Source organism: Luteibacter yeojuensis, from assembly GCF_000964085.1.
GTDB lineage: Bacteria > Pseudomonadota > Gammaproteobacteria > Xanthomonadales > Rhodanobacteraceae > Luteibacter > Luteibacter yeojuensis_A.
The window spans coordinates 49,699-67,460 of the sequence record NZ_JZRB01000008.1; the positions used below are offsets into that span (position 1 = coordinate 49,699).

Genomic DNA, 17,762 nt, shown 5'->3' on the forward strand with positions numbered 1-17,762 from the left:
CATTCGCCGGCAGCATATGCCCGGCCACCCAGGCGCGGAGCATGGCCTTTTGTCGCATCGGCCTGACCGCGCACGCCGCCCACATCCCCTGGTGCGAGCATACGCCGGGTTGGCGCGGGTTGAAGCGGGGGTGGGGTGGCATGCCATGCGGCCATCTGCCACGCCAGGACAAAAAATCGTGGGCCCAAAAAACTGTAGGAGCCCACTTGTGGGCGACAGCTCCTCGCGAGAAGCCTGCACACTTGCGGCGGTTTCGCGAAACATGTCGCCCACAAAGTGGGCTCCTACATCAGGTGGCCAGTAGTTTTACGGAAGCAGCGCGAACGCATCCCGCGTCATGTTTTCCGGCTCGCCCGTGGTGCACACCACGTCGTCCTCGATGCGGATGCCGCCGTACTTGCGGAACGCATCCACCTTCGCCCAGTCGATGTCGCTGGCGACCGGCTTGTCCTTCAGCTCGGCGAGCAGCATGTCGATGAAGTACAGGCCCGGCTCGATCGTGACCACCATGCCCGGCTCGAGCTGGCGCGTGAGGCGCAGGTACGGGTGGCCCTCGGGCCGGGCGATGGTGCCGCCGGCATCGGAGGCGTGGAAGCCGGCCACGTCGTGCACCTGCATGCCGATGCCATGGCCCAGGCCATGCGGGAAGAAGGCCGAGGTGACGCCCGATTCCACGGCGCTTTCCGGGCTCATGCGGATGAAACCATGCTCGCGCAGCACGCCGGCGATGACATGGTGGGCATGCACGTGCAGCTCGGGGTAGCTCTGCCCCGCGCGCACCTTCGCCACGAACGAGCGCTCCGCGGCATCCATCGAATCGACCAGTGCCTGGAATTCGCCCGCGCCCTTGCCCGCGTAGGTGCGGGTGATGTCGCTGGCGTAGCCCGCCGCGCTGGCGCCGGCATCGATGAGGAACGAGCGGCTTTCCGCCGGGGGCGTGCGACCGAAATGCGTGTAATGCAGGATGGCCGCGTGCTCGTTGAGGCAAACGATGCTGGCGTACGGCAGCTCGGCATCGGTCTGGCCCACGGCGGCGAGGTAAGCCTGGTGGATGCCCAGTTCGCTGGCGCCCTCGCGGAACGCCTGCTCGGCCGCACGGTGGCCACGCGTGCCACGGCGGCTGGCCTCGCGCATCAGCTCAAGCTCGTACGGCGTCTTGAACGCACGGTGGTAGTGCAGGTAATCGATGACGGCCGGCGGGTTGTTCGGTTGCACCTGCTCCGCGCCGCAGTACTGGTCGCCGATGATCGCGCAGCGCGACACCATGGCCGGCAGCTCCGCGATGGCATCGGCCGGCTTGCGCACGGTGACGATGTCGAAGTGCTCGACCCAGTAGCCGGTGGGGGCTTCGGGCACGACATGCCAGTAATCGTGCGGCTGCAGGAACACCAGCTTGGGCTTGTTGCCCGGGGTGTAGACCAGCCAGCTGCCCGGCGCGTCGACCAGCGGCAGCCAGTGCTTGAAGTGCGGGTTCACGGTGAACGGGTAGTCGAGGTCGTCCATGAACTTGGTGATGGGGCGGCCGGCGGGCACCACGAGGTGGTCGAAGCCGCCACGGGCGAGCGCGGTGTCGGCGCGCTCGCGAAGGGTGGCGAGGTGTTGGGGGTACAGCGCGGCCAGCGCGTCGTTCATGGGGTTCTCCGGGGACGAGAGGTGGGGCAAACCCCAATGGTGCGCCTCCGCAGGCGCTTATCCAACCCTTGCGCCCACGGGAGGCGGGCGCTCAGGCGGAGGAATACACGACGGTGTAATCGCCAGCGATATCGCCGAGCCGAAGGCGCAGCGCCGTGGCCGCGTGGTCGCGGCCGGCCGTGAAGGCATGCAGGTGCGCGCCGTGCAAGCTGATGGCGAAATGCCCCACCGCGAAATCGTGCGCCGGCGACCGCCACGACGTCAGCGGCGTCCACGTCGAGCATGCAGGACACGCCACGAACGCCGAATCCGGCGAATCACACCACACCGCCAGCGCATCCTCCAGCGCATCGCTGCCCTCGTCGCCGGGCGACAACAGCTCGCGGCACTGCGGGCAGCGGATGGTGAACCCCCCGTCGTAGCGGCAGAAGATGCCGTTCTCCGGGCCGCCGTCCACCATCTCCGCGCCCTGGCCATCCGGCCGCCAGCGGTGGCCGCTGGCGTGCAGGCCGATGGCCGTGATGCCCGTGTCGGTAGCCAGCCGCACGTCGAGGACGGCGAACGTGGGCTCGCTGCCCTCGCCGGGGGTGGCCGAGATGGTGCCGTCGCCCACCAGCTGGAGGTAAAGCGCGGTGGCGGCCGCGGCGGCGTCGTCGCGTTCGAGGTCGGTATCGACGAGGAGGGTGGTGGCGTGGCTCATCGGCGCGATGGTCGCCCTTCGTGGCCGCCGGGGTAAAGCCGCCCCGATGGCCACCGTTCAGTCAGCCGGCGGCCCGATCCATTCATCGATGGCGCGCACGTCGTCCTCGCTACCCGAGATGATGCGGTAGCCGGACCAGAACTGGCCCGCGGAGGCGGCGGGCTCGTGCCACTGCTCCTGGATGCCGATGACCACCGCGTGCTCGCGGTGCTGCGCGTCGGGCAACTGGAACGTCACCTGGTGCACGGCGCCGCTGCGCGGCTCGCGGGTGCCCAGCAGCATCATGCCGGTGGCGGAAAGGTTGCCCAGCTGGCCCAGGACGGCGTCGGTCATGACATCGACGACGGGCATGGGCGAGCTGGCGCGCTTGCGCGGGGCGCGGCGCTGTTCGAATTCGGATTTCATGCGTGGCCTGCCATGCGTTCATTCGCCATGCGCTCGCGGCGCAGCGCGCGCGCCACGGCGTGCCAGGCGCGGTCGATCAGCGGTACGCGCTCCTCGCGCCATTCCCTCGCCACCCCGGTCGAAACCAGCCGGGCCAGGCGGGTGAGGTCCATGTCCTCGGCACGGACGCCGCGCTGGTTCACGAACAGGCAGCGGCCGGTGGCCGGCGAGAACCAGGCCAGCTTGCGGCGCACGGGCTCGCCATCGGCCTGGTCGAACTCGAACCAGGTGCCGAAGCGCAGGCTGGCGAAGCCGTCGTAAACCTCGCGGGCGGCAGGGTCGAGCGGCGTGGGCTCCATCGGCGCCACGGGTTCGCCGTGCGCGGTGCCTTCGCCCAGCCGCGGGCGCTGCTTGAGGCGCATGGCCACGTCGGTGGTGGTGAGGCTTTCGTCGCCCTGGCGCGCCTGCGCCGGCTCGAACAGGCCGGCGGCCACCTGCGCGGCTTCGGAGGGGTGCATCCCCAGGTGTTCGAGCCCGCGCTCCACTTCCTGGCGCAGCTTGAGCGTGTCGGGGACGGGACGGCGGCCGAGGAGCTGGTCGGTGACGCCCAGGCAGTGCAGGTAGGCCTCGCCGGTTTCGCCACCACGCAAGATGTGCAGGGCCAGCACGTCGGCCCAGGTGCGCTCGAGCAGGATGCGCAACACGCCCCGGGGCGCGCCCGCGCCCTCGCCGAGGCGCTCGCCCATCACTTCGCTGGCGCGCTGGCGGGCGCGCTCGAGGCGGTCGCGGCCCTCCATCGCTTCGATCTGGCGGCGTTCGGCCACGTGGGCCTTGCGCGTCAGCTGGGCGATCTGCGCCTCGATGTCGGCGCGCCACGACGGGTCGATCACCTGCGCGATGCTGGCATCGACCACAAGGCGCTCCAGGCGGTCGAGCAGGGCCGCGTCGGGCTCGCCTTCCACCGGGTCGAGCCAGTGGTGCGCGGCTTCGCTCACGGTGTTGAGCAGCTGGCGCGCCGGGTGCTCGGCCTTGTCGAAGAAGCCGCGATCGTTGACGGCCGCGCGCAGCATGGGCCACTGCAGGCCGCCCAGCACGCGGCGGCCGGCGCTTTCGTCGCTGAGTTCGTGGCCCAGGTTCTGGAACAGCATGGCGGTGAGTTCCACCGTATCGCCCTGTTCCGGCGTGAGCTCGGCCTGCGGCGACCCGGCCGGGCGGCCGCGGTTGAGCTGGGCCAGCAGTTCGTCGCGCAGGGCCGAGGCGCTGCGGATTTCGCGCTGCGCGGCGTCGGTCACGTCGCTGACGTGGCCCTGCAGGGCCAGCAGCGCGGTCTGCAGTTCGTCGTCGGATGCCAGGCGGCCCGGCGCGAAGCCGGCGCCGCGGCCGGTCTGCGCGCGCTCGGCGAGCAACTGGCGCAGGCTTTCGAGCACGCCGATGTTGCCTTCCGGGGCGGCACCGCCGGCACCACCCGCGCCACCGCCGGCGCCCATGCCACCCGCGCCCTCGCCGGCGGCCTCGGCCGCACGGCGGCGGTCGCCGGCGGGCGTGCTGGCCACGCGCACGTTGGGGTACACGCGGAAACCCGGCAGGATGCCGCGGGTGCGGTAATGCTCGTTGAGGGCGCCGTAGAACGATTCGCTGTGGCCGAGCACGCGGGTATCCACGGCCTGGAACAGGATGAGCCGGTGCGCCGGGGTCAGCGGCATGGTCTCCATGGCGGCGCGCAGCGCGGCCGTGAGCGCGCGCGGGCCGGCGGGCAGGGCCTCGCCCTCCAGCGGCGGCGTGCCGGCCAGCACGGCAAGACGGTAACCCAGCTCGAACAGGCTGCTGGCGCTGCGCGCTTCCGCGCGGGCGGCCATGCTGCTTAGGGCGTCGGTCTGTTCCTGCTCCTCGGGGTCGACCAGGCTCAGGTTGAGGCCGCCGTATTCATTCGTGGACGGGCGGCTATCGGGCGTATTGCCCAGCCCGCGGAACCGCTCGGAAAGATGCGACGCGAAGCGGTTGCGGAACGCCGGGCCCTCGCGCTGCACGATGCCGCGGCTCTCGAAGCAATCCTGCTGCTCGAGGTGGTTGCGGCTGCTTTCGGCGATGGCGAACATCCGCTGGTCGAAGTCGCGCAGCGCATCGCGCAGCGGCATGTCGAGCCAGGTGAGGCAAAGGGAAAGACCCTGCTGCGCTTCGCGTTCGGCACGCGGCGATAGGGCGACGGGATGCGGACCCGTCCGACCGAACGGCGGCGTGCCAGAAGCATTCATGAGATAGGCCCCTCCCCGGCCTTGGGCGCAAGTTTAGACGGCCATCCACCCCCCGCGCCAGCGGGGGCGTGAAGGGCATTGGGCCTATCCAAAAGGTGGGGTCACGCCATGAAGGCTTCGATCACGTCATTGAGGAACCGCTGGCCCAGGTCGGTAGCCTTCAGCCGCGCCGGGTCGGCCTCCAGCCAGCCCTTGCGCCGCCCCTCATCCAGCCCGGCGGCCATGGCGCTCGCCGGCAGGCCGGTGCGCTCGGCGAAATCGGCCATGGGCACCCCGTCGATGAGGCGCAGGGCGTTGAGCATGTATTCGAAGGGCAGGTCGGCGCCCTCGACGAGGCTATCGCCGCCGATGCGGGCCGGGCCGCCGGCCGCGGCGAGGTAAGCCGCGGGCAGCCGGGTCTTCCAGCGCCGCCGGACGCCGCCCGGGCCGCTGAGCTTGCCGTGGGCGCCCGCCCCGATGCCGAGGTAATCGCCGAAGCGCCAGTAATTGAGGTTATGGGCGCAGCGGCGGCCGGGCAGTGCATACGCCGAGACCTCGTACTGGCCGTAGCCACCCTCGGCCAGGCGGGCCTGGCAGGCTTCCTGGATGGCCCAGGCCGCGTCGTCGTCGGGCAGGGGCGGCGGGTTGGCCGCGAAGGCCGTGTTTGGTTCCAGGGTGAGCTGGTAGTGCGAGATGTGCGTGGGGCCGAGGGCCATGGCCTTGTCCACGTCCTCGAGCGCCCCGGCCAGGTCCTGCTGGGGCAGCGCGTACATCAGGTCGATGTTGAGGTTGTCGATGCCGGCGTCCTGCGCCTGCTTCACGGCATCCGCCGCTTCGTGCGCGGAATGGATGCGGCCGAGGCGGTGCAGCTTGTCGTTGTCGAAGCTCTGCACCCCGAACGAGATGCGGTTGACCCCCGCGGCCAGGTAGCCGTCGAAGCGGCCGTGCTCCACGGTGCCGGGGTTTGTCTCCAGCGTCACTTCCGCATCGCGTGCGAACGGCAGGCGCTCGCGAGCGCCATCGAGGAAGCGGCCGATGAGCTCCGGCGTGAACAGGCTGGGCGTGCCGCCGCCGAAGAACACCGTCTCGATGGCGCGGCCACCGATGGCGTCACCAAAGTCGCGCAGGTCGGCGTCCAGGTCGGCCAGCAAGGTATCCACGTAGGCCGCGTATTCGGGCGTGCCGCGTACGCCGTGCGAGTTGAAATCGCAGTACGGGCATTTGCGCACGCACCACGGCATGTGGACGTACAACGAGAGCGGCGGCGGGACGAGGGTCATGCGAGTTCGGCGAAGCGCGCCTTGAGGATATCGAGGGCCTGGCCGCGGTGGCTGAGGCGGTTCTTCAGCGCGGGCTCGATCTCGGCCGCGCCGAGGTCGGAGCCATCGGGCAGGAACAGCGGGTCGTAGCCGAAGCCGCCTTCGCCGCGTGGCGCCTCGAGGATGCGGCCGTGCCAGCGCGCCTCGGCGATGAGCGGCGCCGGGTCGTCGGCGTGGCGCAGCACGACCAGCACGGCGATGAAGTAAGCCGTGCGCTTTTCCAGCGGCACGCCCGCCAGCTCGCGCAGCAGCCTGGCGTTGTTCGCGGCGCTGTCGCCGTGCACGCCCGAATACCGCGCCGCGTAAAGCCCGGGCGCGCCGCCGAGGGCATCGACGCAGATGCCCGAATCATCGGCGAGCGCGGGCAGGCCCGTGGCGCGCGCGGCGTGGCGCGCCTTGATCAGCGCGTTCTCGACGAAGGTGAGGCCGGTCTCGTCGGCATCGGTGACGCCCAGCGCCGTCTGCGGCACCAGTTGCACGCCGGTGCCCGCGAGCAGTTGCTCGAGTTCGACGACCTTGCCCGCGTTGCCCGAGGCCAGGACCAGTCGCATCACAGCCCCTCCGAGAAGGCCGGCACGTAATCGACGCGGCCGGCATAGCCTTCCAGGCCGGCGACGGTGAGCGGCAGCACCTGGAACGCGTTGCCGCCGTCGAAGGCATCGTGCAGGCCGAAGGCCGAGGCCCTGGTGAATCCAAACGCGCCGTAATACGCCGGCGAGCCCAGCACGAACACGGCGCGCGCGTCGGCGACGAAACACGCGCCGATGCCTTCCTCGATGAGCGCATGGCCGATGCCCTGGCGTTGCAGGTCGGGGTGCACCGCAACCGGCGCGAGGCCGAGCGCCTTGCCATCGTCGCCGTTCTCGACGGTGAGCGGCGAGAACAGCACATGGCCCACGACGGCATCGTCGTCGTCGACGGCCACCAGCGAGATCGTGGCCTGGCCGGTCTCGACCAGGCGGCGGACCAGGTCCCCCTCGTTGGGCCGGCCGAACGCGGCGTGGTGCACGGCCACGATGGCGTCGAGGTCGGCTTCCGTGGCGGCGCGGACGTCGGTCACGGCGTGGCCTCCAGCGCGGCGCGCTGCGCCAGCACCAGCTCGCCGATGCCCTTGGTGGCCAGGTCGAGGAGGGCATCCATCTCGTCGCGGCGGAAGGCATGGCCCTCGGCCGTGCCCTGCACCTCGATGAAGCCGCCGCCATCGTTCATGACCACGTTCATGTCGGTATCGCAGTTGGAATCTTCGGCGTAATCGAGGTCGAGCACCGGCACGCCCTGGTACACGCCCACCGACACCGCCGCGATGGCGCCGAGGATGGGGTTGCGCTTGATGGCGTTGCGCTTCAGCAGCGTGCCGACGGCATCGACCAGGGCCACGTAGGCACCCGTGATGGCCGCGGTGCGGGTGCCGCCATCGGCCTGGATGACGTCGCAATCGAGGGTGATGACCCGCTCGCCCAGGGCGGCGCGGTCGACGCAGGCACGGAGCGAGCGGCCCACGAGGCGCTGGATCTCCATGGTGCGGCCACCCTGGCCGCCACGCGCGGCTTCGCGCTGGTTACGTTCGGTGGTGGCGCGGGGCAGCATGCCGTACTCGGCGGTGACCCAGCCCTCGCCCTTGCCGCGGAGCCACGGCGGCACGCGCTCTTCGATGGACGCGGTGCACAGCACCTTGGTATCGCCGAAGCTGACGAGCACGGAGCCCTCGGCGTGGCGGGTGTAATGGCGTTCGATGCTGACGGTACGAAGCTGGTCGGCGGCGCGGCCGCTCGGACGGGAAAAGGTCATGTGGGGGCCTGGGTTGGGCGCGGGCGGTGGGTCAGTTTACCATTGCCGCCTTTCCCGCCGCGCGAGCGAAGCCCCCATGATCCGCAGCATGACCGCTTATGCCTCCGCCGAGGCTTCGGGCCCGGCCGGCGCCCTCACTTGCGAACTGCGCACGGTGAACCACCGCTACCTCGAGATCAGCCCCCGGCTGCCCGAGGACCTGCGCAGCTTCGAGAGTGCCCTGCGCGAGCGCATCGCCACCAAGCTGTCACGCGGCAAAGTGGATGTGACGGTGCGGCTACGCACCGAGCAGGGCAGCGCCGAGGGCCTGCGCATCAACGGCACGGTGCTGGCGCGCCTGTCCGAGCTGGCCATGGACCTCGAACAGCGCTTCCCGCGCATGAACATCGAGTTCACCGAGCTGCTCCGCTTCCCCGGCGTGATGCAGCAACCCGAAGCCGACGCCGACGCCCTGCAGGCCGCCCTCATGGACGTGGTCGACCGCGCCCTCGACGCCCTCACCGACACCCGCGGCCGCGAAGGCAGCAAGCTCGGCGAGATCCTGCGCGACCGCCTCGACGGCATCGAGAAGATCGTCGGCGATGTCCGCGGCTGGCTGCCCGAGATCCGCACGGCGCTGCGCGCCCGCCTCGAGACCCGCCTGGCCGATGTCCGCCAGCCCGTGGAACCCGGCCGCCTCGAGCAGGAGCTGGTCATCCAGATCACCCGCATCGACGTGGACGAAGAACTTGACCGCCTCGCCACCCACATCGCCGAAGCCCGCCGCGTGCTGGCGCTGAAGGAACCGGTGGGCCGCCGCCTCGACTTCCTCATGCAGGAATTCAACCGCGAGGCGAACACGCTGGGGTCCAAGTCGATTGATTCGCGCACCACCAATGCCGCCGTGGAGCTGAAGGTGTTGATCGAGCAGATGCGGGAGCAGGTGCAGAACATCGAGTGACCGGATAAGGACGGCTCGATGACCCAGCATGTTTCGAGCGGTTGGCACGCCAGGATGGCATGCGCCATCGTGCTCGCCACGGCCTGCGTCGGAGGCGCGGTCGCGGCCGAGCCGGGACTTCGCCCGGCGTATCAGCAGTGCATCGATGCCACGGGTGGCGTGACGCCCGACATCAAGAAGTGCATGAGTGCCGAGTACGCCTTCCAGGATAGGCGTTTGAACAACACCTATCGGACTTTGATGGCGTCGCTGCATGGCGATGCGGTTGTGGCGCTTCGTGCAGAAGAGCGCGCCTGGATCAAGGAGAAAGAAGCAAAGTGCGACGCCGGACGTGAACCCGGCCAGGCCGACGAGCTTGCTGCCTACGATTGTTCCGTCACCCAAACAGCAAAGCGGGCAGCCGAGCTGGAAAAGCGGCTGGCGAAGTAAGCCCTTCAGACAGGATGAAGGGACGGCAGCATGGCCCTTCCGGCACTTGTTGGCACCGCGCCACCCCCGCAAGGTCAAGCCTGACAAACCAGGGGATGAAACCATGCGTACCAAGATGACCTTCGCAGCGACGCTAGCCTTCGCCATCGCCGGTGCCGCAAGCGCGGCAGACGCCCCCACCGCCGAGGGCGCCCTCACAAAAACCGTCACGGCCCTCGACACACAGTTCTTCGCCACCTTCAACACCTGCGCCACGCCCGGCCAGCTCGACAAGCACGCCGCCATGCTGGACGAGCACCTCGAGTTCTACCACGACAATGGCGGCGTCACCTGGACGCGTAAGGACTACCTTGAACGCACGGGCAAGAACGTATGCGGCCACTTCCGCCGCAAGCTCGTCGCCGGTTCGCTGCAGGTGTACCCCATCAAAGATTTTGGCGCGATCGAAGAGGGCGACCAGGAGTTCTGCGATCTGCAGACCGACAAGTGCTTCGGCGCCGCGCACTTCATGCTGGTGTGGCACCAGGCAGGGGGCGGTTGGCAAGTAACACGCGCCTTTAGCTATGGGCACCACGCCTTGCCGTGACATAGGCCGCGGGATATTGAGCGACCTGCCTTGCCGTCAGTGGACAGCGGCGACCTTGATCACCAGGTCGGCGAAGTCTTCGAATCCCTCGCCCTCTTCTTCCTGTTCGCTGTTCTTTGCGATCTGGCGGACGGCGACGATGTGCGCGGCGGGAATGACGACGACCGACTGCCCGCCATCGCCGTCACCGTAGAAGGCGCCCACCGGACCCTGGGTAACCTTGAACATCTTGTTGGGACCGAAGCCCCGGCTCTGCAGATCGGCCTGGAACGTGCTCCTGCCGTCAGGCCCCAGGGCTGCGAACACGCCATCGAAGACGGCACCCTGGTTGTCGTAGCTGGCGCCCTTCAAGCCTTTCTCGAGCTTGGCCACCGTGGCCTCGGGTACGCCGGCCTTGCGTAGCTTTTCGAATGATGCCGGGTCGGTTTCAAGGTGGATCCACAGCGGCTTGCGCCACCAGAGCAGGCCGCATTCATCGATTCCCTGCGCCTGCAGCATCGCGTCGATGTAGCGGGTGGAGACAAGCTGCTTGCCTTTCCACTCGCCCCGCTGCATCACCAGTGCGCCCAGCTTGCCAAGATCCGCCGCCGTGAGCGGCAGGCCGGCCATGGCGTAGGGATTGCCGGCCTTGTCCGTTTCCCAGTTGCCGGGCGTGATATCCATGGCCTTGAACAGCCCTTCCCGGAAGAACCCATCCATGGGCTTGCCCGTCACCTTGAGGACGATGCCGGCGAGCAGGTTCACGGCCTTGTTGTTGTAAACGAAACGCGTGCCAGGCGGGCTGTCGAGTTCCGCCGCGAGCGCAAGCTGCACGGCGTCAGGCGCGGGATAAATCTCCGTGCCGGGGGTACCGGCCTGGATCCCCGAGTAGTGATCCAGCAGCATCCGCACGGTGATGGCGGCCTTCTGCCCCTGCCGCCACTCGGGATAAAAATCGGCGACCGGCTGGTCGAGCGACTTTATCTTGCCTTCGTCGATGAGCTGGCCGATGCCGAGCGACACGACCGACTTGGTGACCGACATGAGTTCGATCGGCTCGGGTGCACTGCCTCCGGCGTAGTAATGGCCGATCTCCTTGCCATCCTTCCAGATGACCATGGCATCGCTGTGCGAGGCTTCGGCTTCCTTCACGAGTTGCTTGAGCGCGGCCTGCTGCGGCGGCGACAGCGCGGCAGCGTGGGTGGCGGTGCTGGCGAAAAGGGCCAGCAGGGATGCGGCGAGCAGGTTGCGCATTCAGTCACTCCATCGACAGGCCTGCGACGCTAGGGAATTGCACCGGCGGCTGTCAAGGTGCCGTTCGTTTGCACTGCGGGGCGGAAGGACGCACGTACTATCTGCACGTGATGTACGACCTTTAACCGACAGGGGCCGACACGATGACCACGCTTTCCACCCGCGCCCGCGGCGCCACCACCGCGCTCGCCGTCGCCATCGGCACCTTGCTGGCCACGGGCCCCGCCCTGGGCTGGGGCCACCGCGGGCACGCGGTGATCGACCGCACGGCCATCGAGAGCCTGCCGCCCGATGGCCCGGTGTTCCTGCGCAACTACCTCAGCCTCATCGAGGATTCCTCCACGCTGCCCGATGACTGGCGCGACGACGCCACGCCGTTCTCGCGCATGGAGGAAGACCCGAACCACGGCTGGTTCCAGGAGCAGTTCGACTTCATGAAGCCGATCCCGCGCTCGCGCTTCGAGTTCATCCTGGCGCTGTCGAAACAGCAGCAAAAGCTGGCGGCCGAACATTCGCCCGATGCGCTTAAGACCAACGTGCGCTGGACCGGCACGCTGCCGTATGCGCTCGTCGAGGTCTATGGGCACCTCGTGAACGGCTTCCGTTCCTACCGCGAGCGCCAGGCCCGTGGCGAGTCCACCGCCAACATCGAGACGGCCTGCGCCATGTTCGTCGCGCAGATGGGCCACTACGTTGGCGACGGTGCCCAGCCGCTTCACGTCACCATTCACCACGACGGCTGGCAGGGCCCGAACCCGAAGGGCTACACGCGGGACCACAAGATCCACGGCCGCATGGAAAGCGGCTTTGTCGACGCCATCGGCCTAAGCGACAAGGACATCCTGCCGAAGGTGCACCCGCTCGACCCGATGGATGGCGATGTGTTCGAGTCCGTGCTCGCTTACCTCACGGAATCGGGCAAGAGCGTCGAGGCGGTTTACCAGCTCGACCAGAAGGGGGCGTGGACCGACGCGTCGAACACGGATGCCCGTGAGCTGATCTACAACCGCACGGCGGCGGGTGCGAGCATGCTGCGTGACCTCGTCGTGCGGGCGTGGAAGGAAAGTGCGTTGCCGCGGACGTCGCACGGGCCGTCGTCGATTGATAGCAGCAACCCGGCGTATAACCCCGAGACGGGGTCGGCACCGGCGGCGCGGTCGCCGTCGGTGCGTTGATGTAGCTGGGGGGGGCATCGCGCGCAAGCGCGCTCCCACATTTGTCTTCGTTGTAATCGTGCGCAGGAAGGGCGTGTCATGCGCATCGGGATGAGATGAATCTCATTTTTTCTATTCCAGACAAATGCTTATTTGCAAATGCTTGCCGCGTCGTTAGACTGGCGTCCAGCTGATACGAAAGCCGAAACGCACAAGGATCGTTACATGCCGCCTTACACGAGCCCCACTTCGTCAAAGTATTTCAGGGGCTGGTTGCGGCGCACTACAGTGGCAGGGCTGGTCATCGTCGTTTCGGTGGCGCAGGCCGATAGCCCTGTCACGACATCCCAGCAGTTGGCTATCAAGATCAGGCCTGGCTATCAACGCTGCGTCGATGCGTCAGCTGCGGATGCAGCGGCGCTGAGATCGTGCGCCAGCGATGAATTCGACTACCAGGATAAGAGGCTCAATACCGCTTACAAGTCCCTCATGGCTGCCGCTAGCGATGAATCCGACAGGGCGTCGCTGAAGGCGGAGGAGCGCACGTGGATCAGGCGAAAGGAATCCATATGCATCCCCACGGCTCCTGACTGTGCGATGACGCAAACGGCGATTCGCGCGACGGAACTTGAGCGCCGCCTGGCCGATCCTGTTTCTTACGGCGCAAAGCCACTTTCGGCTGGTCCGGATGTCCTTGGCCCCCACGCTCGCAATGGGATTCGTTCCTCTTACCAGGCCTGCGTCGATCGAAGCTTTGGCAATAACCCAAAAGTCGTCGCCTGCGCTGACGATGAACTCCAGTTTCAGGAGGAGCGGGTGGCACGAGCCTACGAGCGGGCTTTCGCTGCAGCGCCGGTTGCGAGCCAACGGAAGATGGCGGATGAGCAGGAGCGTTGGGCCGAAGGCTTGAAGACGCAGTGCGCGATCGGCGCCGATTCATCGCAATCGGAAGAAGTCGAGGCCGCAGGTTGCATGCTGCGGAGCACTGCGAAGCGCGCGAACGAGGTAGAGAAGCATTTGGCCAAGTAGGGTCGCATCGTAGACCTAAGTCTCCCGCATTGACGCACCCACCGCGGTGCCCCGAAAGTAGGGCATCGCGCGCGGGCGCGCCCCCACATGGGGTGGGGCGGGGGAAGCTCATGAAGCAGGGATTTCGCAACGTCGCCATGGCCTGCCTGCTGGGCCTGGCCATGCCCTTGTTCGCCACATCGGTCGGGCCCATCCCGGCACCGCCGATCCCGCTGGGCCCCTGGGCCTTCCAGATGACGCCCGAGCAGGTCAAGGCCGATGCCACCTATGGCCCGTACAAATCCTTCAGCAATGGCGACCTCGAGACGTACGCGGGTGATTTCGCGGGCAGGAAGGAGAACGTCCAGTTCTACTTCACCGATGGCAAGCTCGCGCGGATGATGGTGTCGCGCTACGAGGGCCCGGACCTTTCCGCCGCCGCGCGGGTCTTCGGCGATACGTGGCGCGTGCTGAGCGATATGTACGGGCCCATGGAGCTGGCTTATCGAAGGGGCCAGCCGGCACCTGCCAAGGTGGATGTCGACTTCGTGGCGCGGACGGCCGAGGCATTTGCCGCGGATCACCAAAAGCCGCAGATGGCGCCACTCAAGCAGCCCGTGAACGCCTTCGTCTTCGTGAGCCTGCAAGCGAACACGATCCAAGGCCGTGTTCTCTACTTCGTCTCCGTAAACTACGAACCACCGCACATCGCCGCGGCCCCGCCGCCCGGGACTTGACGCGCTCACGCCCCGAGCCGCTACGATCGGTAGTCCGTCAGGGGTTACCGAACATGTCTGGATTCCACCGTTGCGCGCTGGCCGTGCTTTGCGCGTCGCTCCTTGCCCCGGCCGTGCATGCCGCCGACGCGGACGCCGCGCGCTGGAAGCGCGAAGCCGGGGCCACGTCGATCACCCGCGACGACTGGGGCATCGCCCATGTGCACGGCAAAACCGATGCGGATGCCGTGTTCGGCATGGCATACGCCCAGGCCGAGGACGACTTCAACCGCGTCGAGACCAATTACCTGGTGTCGCTGGGGCGGCTGTCCGAAGCGGAAGGGGAATCTGCGCTATGGAAGGACCTGCGCCAGAAGCTGTTCGTCGACGAGACCCAGCTGAAAGCGATGTACCGCCGCAGTCCGTCGTGGCTGAAGGCCTTGATGGATGCATGGGCCGATGGCCTGAACTTCTACCTCGCCACGCACCCCGACGTGCACCCGCGCGTCATCACCCACTTCGAATCGTGGATGGCGCTGAGCTTCTCCGAGGGCAGCATCGGCGGCGACATCGAGCGCGTTTCCACGAAGGGCCTGCAGGCCTTCTACGGTAAGGACCCCGCTGGCGCCCTGGCCCAGGTCACGCCGCCGTCGAGCTGGTGGGAGCCCACGGGGTCCAATGGCATCGCCATCGCGCCGAAGCTCACGGCCAACGGCCATGCGCTGCTGCTGATCAACCCGCATACCTCGTTCTTCTTCCGCTCCGAGCTGCAGATGTCGAGTGACGAAGGCCTGGATGCGTACGGGGCCGTGACGTGGGGCCAGTTCTTCATCTACCAGGGCTTCAACCAGCATATTGGGTGGATGCACACCTCGTCGGGTATCGACGTGGTGGACGAGTTCGCCGAGACGATCGTGAAGCAGGACGGCAAGCTGACCTACCGCTACGGCAAGGAGACGCGGCCCGTCACCACGCGCGAGATCACAGTGAAGGTGAAGGGTGGCGGCGAGCGCCGCTTCACCACCTACGTCACGCACCACGGCCCCATCGTGGGCGAGAAGGCCGGCAAGTGGATCGCCTTCGCGCTGATGAACAAACCGCTGGAGGCCCTGCAGCAGAGCTGGCTGCGCACCAAGGCCAACGATTACAAGGCCTATATGAAAGTGGCCGAGCTCAAGGCCAACTCCTCGAACAACACCATCTACGCGGACGACAAGGGCAACATCGCCTACCTGCATCCGCAGTTCATCCCGAAGCGGGACGATCGCTTCGATTACACGAAGCCGGTGGATGGCAGCGACCCGACGAACGACTGGCAGGGCCTGTTGCCGCTGGACAAGGCGCCGCGCCTGTTCAACCCCGGCACGGGCTGGATCTTCAACACCAACGACTGGCCGTACTCGGCAGCGGGCCCCGACAGCCCGAAGCAGGCCGATTTCCCGAAGTACATGGATTCGGTGGGCGAGAACCCCCGCGGCATCCACGCCACGCGCGTGCTGACAGGGCAGAAGGATTTCACCCAGGCGTCGTTGATCGCAACAGCGTTTGATGCCTACCTGCCGGCGTTTGAACGCCAGCTCCCCGTGCTCATCAAGGATTACGACGCGCTGCCCGCAAGCGACCCGCTGAAAACGAAACTGCGCGGGCCCATCGGCCTGCTGCGCGCGTGGGATTACCGCTGGGGCATCACCTCCATGCCCACGACGCTCGCCGTGTTCTGGGGCGACATCCTGTGGGACAAGGTGAGCAAGGACGATACGCAGGAAGGCCTCAGCATCTACGACATCATGGCCGAGAAGGCCGGCCCGCAGGCACGCCTGCAGGCGCTCGCCGATGCCGCCGACCGGCTGGAGAAGGATTTCGGCAGCTGGGGCGTGCCGTGGGGCGAAGTGAACCGCTACCAGCGCAACGACGCCGCCATCGCGCAGGTGTTCGACGATGCGAAGCCCAGCCTGCCCGTGCCGTTTACCTCGTCGCGGTGGGGCTCGCTCGCCTCGTTCGGTGCACATCGCTGGCCGGGCACCAAGCGCTACTACGGCACCAGCGGCAACAGCTTCGTCGCCGTCGTGGAGTTCGGGCCGAAGGTCAGCGCCCGCGCCATCACCGCCGGTGGCGAAAGTGGCGACCCCGCATCGGCACATTTCAACGACGAAGCCGAGCGCTACACCACGGGCAACCTGCGCAAGGTGTATTTCTGGCCCGAGGATCTCGAAGGCCACGTGGAACGCCACTACCACCCCGGTGACAAGGACCCGATGCGATGAAGACCACCTGGCTTGCCCTGGCCCTCGGCCTGGCCGCCGCGACGGCCGCGACGGCCACCCACGCCGACGACCTTCCGAAGCCCGCCGACCACGCTGTGCTGCTGAAGGCCGATCGGGTTTTCGATGCGCGCGACGAACAGGCCCACGCGGGCTGGGTGGTACTGGTGCAGGGCGACAAGATCGCCGCGGTGGGCCCGGAAGGACAGGTGGCCGCGCCCGCCGGTACCGAGACGCTCACGTTCCCCGGCATGACACTGCTGCCGGGCCTCATCGACGCGCACTCGCACATTTTCCTGCACCCCTACAACGAAACCCTGTGGAACGACCAGGTGCTCAAGGAGACGCTGGCCTTCCGCACGGTGGAAGCGGTGAAGCACGCACGCGACACGCTGATGGCGGGCTACACCGCGCTGCGCGACCTCGGCACCGAAGGCGCGGGCTACGCGGACGTCGATGTGCAGAAGGCCATCAACACCGGCCTCATCCCCGGCCCGCACCTGTTCGTCGCGACGCGCGCCACCGTGGCGGCGCACTGCTATGGCCCTGGCCCGCTCGGTTTCCGCGAGGACATGGACCTGCCGCAGGGCGCGATTCCCGTCAGCGGCGTGGCGCAGATGGTCGACGCCGTCCGCGACCAGGCCGCGCACGGTGCCGACTGGATCAAGCTCTATGCCGACTACCACTGCGGCAAGGCCAAGGGTTCCTCGCCCACGCTCACGCAGGAAGAATTGAATGCGGCAGTGGAAGTCGCGCATTCGCTGAACCTTCCCGTGGCCGTGCATTCGAGCACGGCCGAAGGCATGCGCCGTTCCGTCATGGCTGGCGTCGACACCATCGAACACGGCTACGACGGCACGCCGGACGTCTTCGCCTTGATGAAGAAACACAACGTGGCCTACATGCCCACGCTGGAAGCCAGCGCCGCCTATGCGGAGTACTTCAGCGGCTGGAAGCCGGGCATGCCACCGAACGAGGCCATGAAAACCTCGGAAACCGCGTTTAAACGCGCCATGGGGGCGGGCGTCACCATCGGCGCCGGCAGCGACGTCGGTGTGTTCACCCACGGCACCAACTACAAGGAACTGGAGTGGATGGTCCGCGACGGCATGACGCCGGCGAAGGCCCTGCTCGCCGCCACGGCCGTCGACGCGAAAGTGCTGCGCCAGGAGGACCACATCGGCCAGCTGAAACCCGGCCTCGACGCCGACATCATCGCCGTGCCGGGCGACCCGACGAAAGACATCTCGGTACTGTCGAACGTGCCTTTCGTCATGAAGGGCGGCGCGATCTACAAAAAGCCGTGATCGCACCTCACCTGTAGGAGCGCGCTTGCGCGCGATCGCGCGCAAGCGCGCTCCCACAAGAGGGCACACATAGC

General features: G+C 67.6%; 17 protein-coding genes. 8 read left to right on the plus strand and 9 right to left on the minus strand.

Annotated features, from left to right (window positions below):
• Nucleotides 1-306: 306 nt before the first annotated feature.
• The 8 genes from pepQ to rph all read right to left on the minus strand — a co-directional run bounded on the left by pepQ (nucleotide 307) and on the right by rph (nucleotide 8,054).
• Nucleotides 307-1,632 (minus strand): Xaa-Pro dipeptidase, encoded by a 1,326-nt coding sequence (gene pepQ, locus VI08_RS04740; protein WP_045828408.1) that lies wholly within the window; start codon nucleotides 1,630-1,632, stop codon nucleotides 307-309.
• Nucleotides 1,633-1,723: 91 nt separating this feature from the next.
• Nucleotides 1,724-2,332, minus strand: coding sequence for a hypothetical protein (locus VI08_RS04745; RefSeq protein ID WP_045828409.1), 609 nt, complete (start codon nucleotides 2,330-2,332; stop codon nucleotides 1,724-1,726).
• 57 nt (nucleotides 2,333-2,389) lie between these two features.
• Complete coding sequence (locus VI08_RS04750; RefSeq protein WP_045828410.1) at nucleotides 2,390-2,737, minus strand: PilZ domain-containing protein; 348 nt, start codon at nucleotides 2,735-2,737, stop codon at nucleotides 2,390-2,392.
• Nucleotides 2,734-4,968, minus strand: a complete 2,235-nt coding sequence (locus tag VI08_RS04755; protein ID WP_045828411.1) for a DUF1631 family protein — start codon at nucleotides 4,966-4,968, stop codon at nucleotides 2,734-2,736. Before VI08_RS04755 ends, VI08_RS04750 begins: the two co-directional genes overlap by 4 nt.
• A 101-nt stretch (nucleotides 4,969-5,069) precedes the next feature.
• Nucleotides 5,070-6,227 (minus strand): radical SAM family heme chaperone HemW, encoded by a 1,158-nt coding sequence (gene hemW, locus VI08_RS04760; protein ID WP_045828412.1) that lies wholly within the window; start codon nucleotides 6,225-6,227, stop codon nucleotides 5,070-5,072.
• Nucleotides 6,224-6,817, minus strand: a complete 594-nt coding sequence (gene rdgB / locus VI08_RS04765) for an RdgB/HAM1 family non-canonical purine NTP pyrophosphatase (protein WP_045828413.1) — start codon at nucleotides 6,815-6,817, stop codon at nucleotides 6,224-6,226. The genes hemW and rdgB overlap by 4 nt, the downstream gene beginning before the upstream one ends.
• Nucleotides 6,817-7,326 carry a GNAT family N-acetyltransferase gene (locus VI08_RS04770; protein ID WP_045828414.1) on the minus strand — a complete coding sequence of 170 codons (510 nt, stop codon included), beginning with the start codon at nucleotides 7,324-7,326 and terminating at the stop codon, nucleotides 6,817-6,819. Before VI08_RS04770 ends, rdgB begins: the two co-directional genes overlap by 1 nt.
• Nucleotides 7,323-8,054: a ribonuclease PH gene (gene rph / locus VI08_RS04775; protein WP_045828415.1), complete on the minus strand. Its 732-nt coding sequence runs from the start codon at nucleotides 8,052-8,054 to the stop codon at nucleotides 7,323-7,325. Before rph ends, VI08_RS04770 begins: the two co-directional genes overlap by 4 nt.
• Before the next feature lie 76 nt (nucleotides 8,055-8,130).
• On the opposite strand from rph, the gene VI08_RS04780 reads away from it, so the two are divergent.
• The 3 genes from VI08_RS04780 (at nucleotide 8,131) to VI08_RS04790 (ending at nucleotide 10,009) form a co-directional block, all read left to right on the plus strand.
• On the plus strand, nucleotides 8,131-8,994 hold the full coding sequence (locus VI08_RS04780; RefSeq protein WP_045828416.1) for a YicC/YloC family endoribonuclease: 864 nt from the start codon (nucleotides 8,131-8,133) through the stop codon (nucleotides 8,992-8,994).
• An 18-nt stretch (nucleotides 8,995-9,012) separates the two neighbouring features.
• Nucleotides 9,013-9,423 carry a lysozyme inhibitor LprI family protein gene (locus VI08_RS04785; RefSeq protein ID WP_052697689.1) on the plus strand — a complete coding sequence of 137 codons (411 nt, stop codon included), beginning with the start codon at nucleotides 9,013-9,015 and terminating at the stop codon, nucleotides 9,421-9,423.
• Between the two features lie 103 nt (nucleotides 9,424-9,526).
• Nucleotides 9,527-10,009 (plus strand): nuclear transport factor 2 family protein, encoded by a 483-nt coding sequence (locus VI08_RS04790; RefSeq protein WP_045828417.1) that lies wholly within the window; start codon nucleotides 9,527-9,529, stop codon nucleotides 10,007-10,009.
• Between the two features lie 36 nt (nucleotides 10,010-10,045).
• Here the strand turns inward: VI08_RS04790 and VI08_RS04795 are convergent, their stop codons facing one another.
• The gene (locus tag VI08_RS04795; protein ID WP_045828418.1) at nucleotides 10,046-11,242 is read right to left on the minus strand and encodes a serine hydrolase domain-containing protein; all 1,197 of its coding nucleotides are present in this window, start codon (nucleotides 11,240-11,242) and stop codon (nucleotides 10,046-10,048) included.
• A 143-nt stretch (nucleotides 11,243-11,385) separates the two neighbouring features.
• On the opposite strand from VI08_RS04795, the gene VI08_RS04800 reads away from it, so the two are divergent.
• The 5 genes from VI08_RS04800 (at nucleotide 11,386) to VI08_RS04820 (ending at nucleotide 17,688) form a co-directional block, all read left to right on the plus strand.
• A complete protein-coding gene (locus VI08_RS04800; protein ID WP_232309465.1) occupies nucleotides 11,386-12,417 on the plus strand; it encodes a nuclease in 1,032 nt (343 codons plus the stop codon).
• Between the two features lie 204 nt (nucleotides 12,418-12,621).
• Complete coding sequence (locus VI08_RS20735) at nucleotides 12,622-13,425, plus strand: lysozyme inhibitor LprI family protein (RefSeq protein WP_052697690.1); 804 nt, start codon at nucleotides 12,622-12,624, stop codon at nucleotides 13,423-13,425.
• A 110-nt stretch (nucleotides 13,426-13,535) separates the two neighbouring features.
• On the plus strand, nucleotides 13,536-14,141 hold the full coding sequence (locus VI08_RS04810; RefSeq protein WP_045828419.1) for a hypothetical protein: 606 nt from the start codon (nucleotides 13,536-13,538) through the stop codon (nucleotides 14,139-14,141).
• Nucleotides 14,142-14,194: 53 nt separating this feature from the next.
• Nucleotides 14,195-16,384, plus strand: a complete 2,190-nt coding sequence (locus tag VI08_RS04815) for a penicillin acylase family protein (RefSeq protein ID WP_045828420.1) — start codon at nucleotides 14,195-14,197, stop codon at nucleotides 16,382-16,384.
• A complete protein-coding gene (locus VI08_RS04820) occupies nucleotides 16,381-17,688 on the plus strand; it encodes a metal-dependent hydrolase family protein (protein ID WP_045828421.1) in 1,308 nt (435 codons plus the stop codon). The genes VI08_RS04815 and VI08_RS04820 overlap by 4 nt, the downstream gene beginning before the upstream one ends.
• Nucleotides 17,689-17,762: the final 74 nt, after the last annotated feature.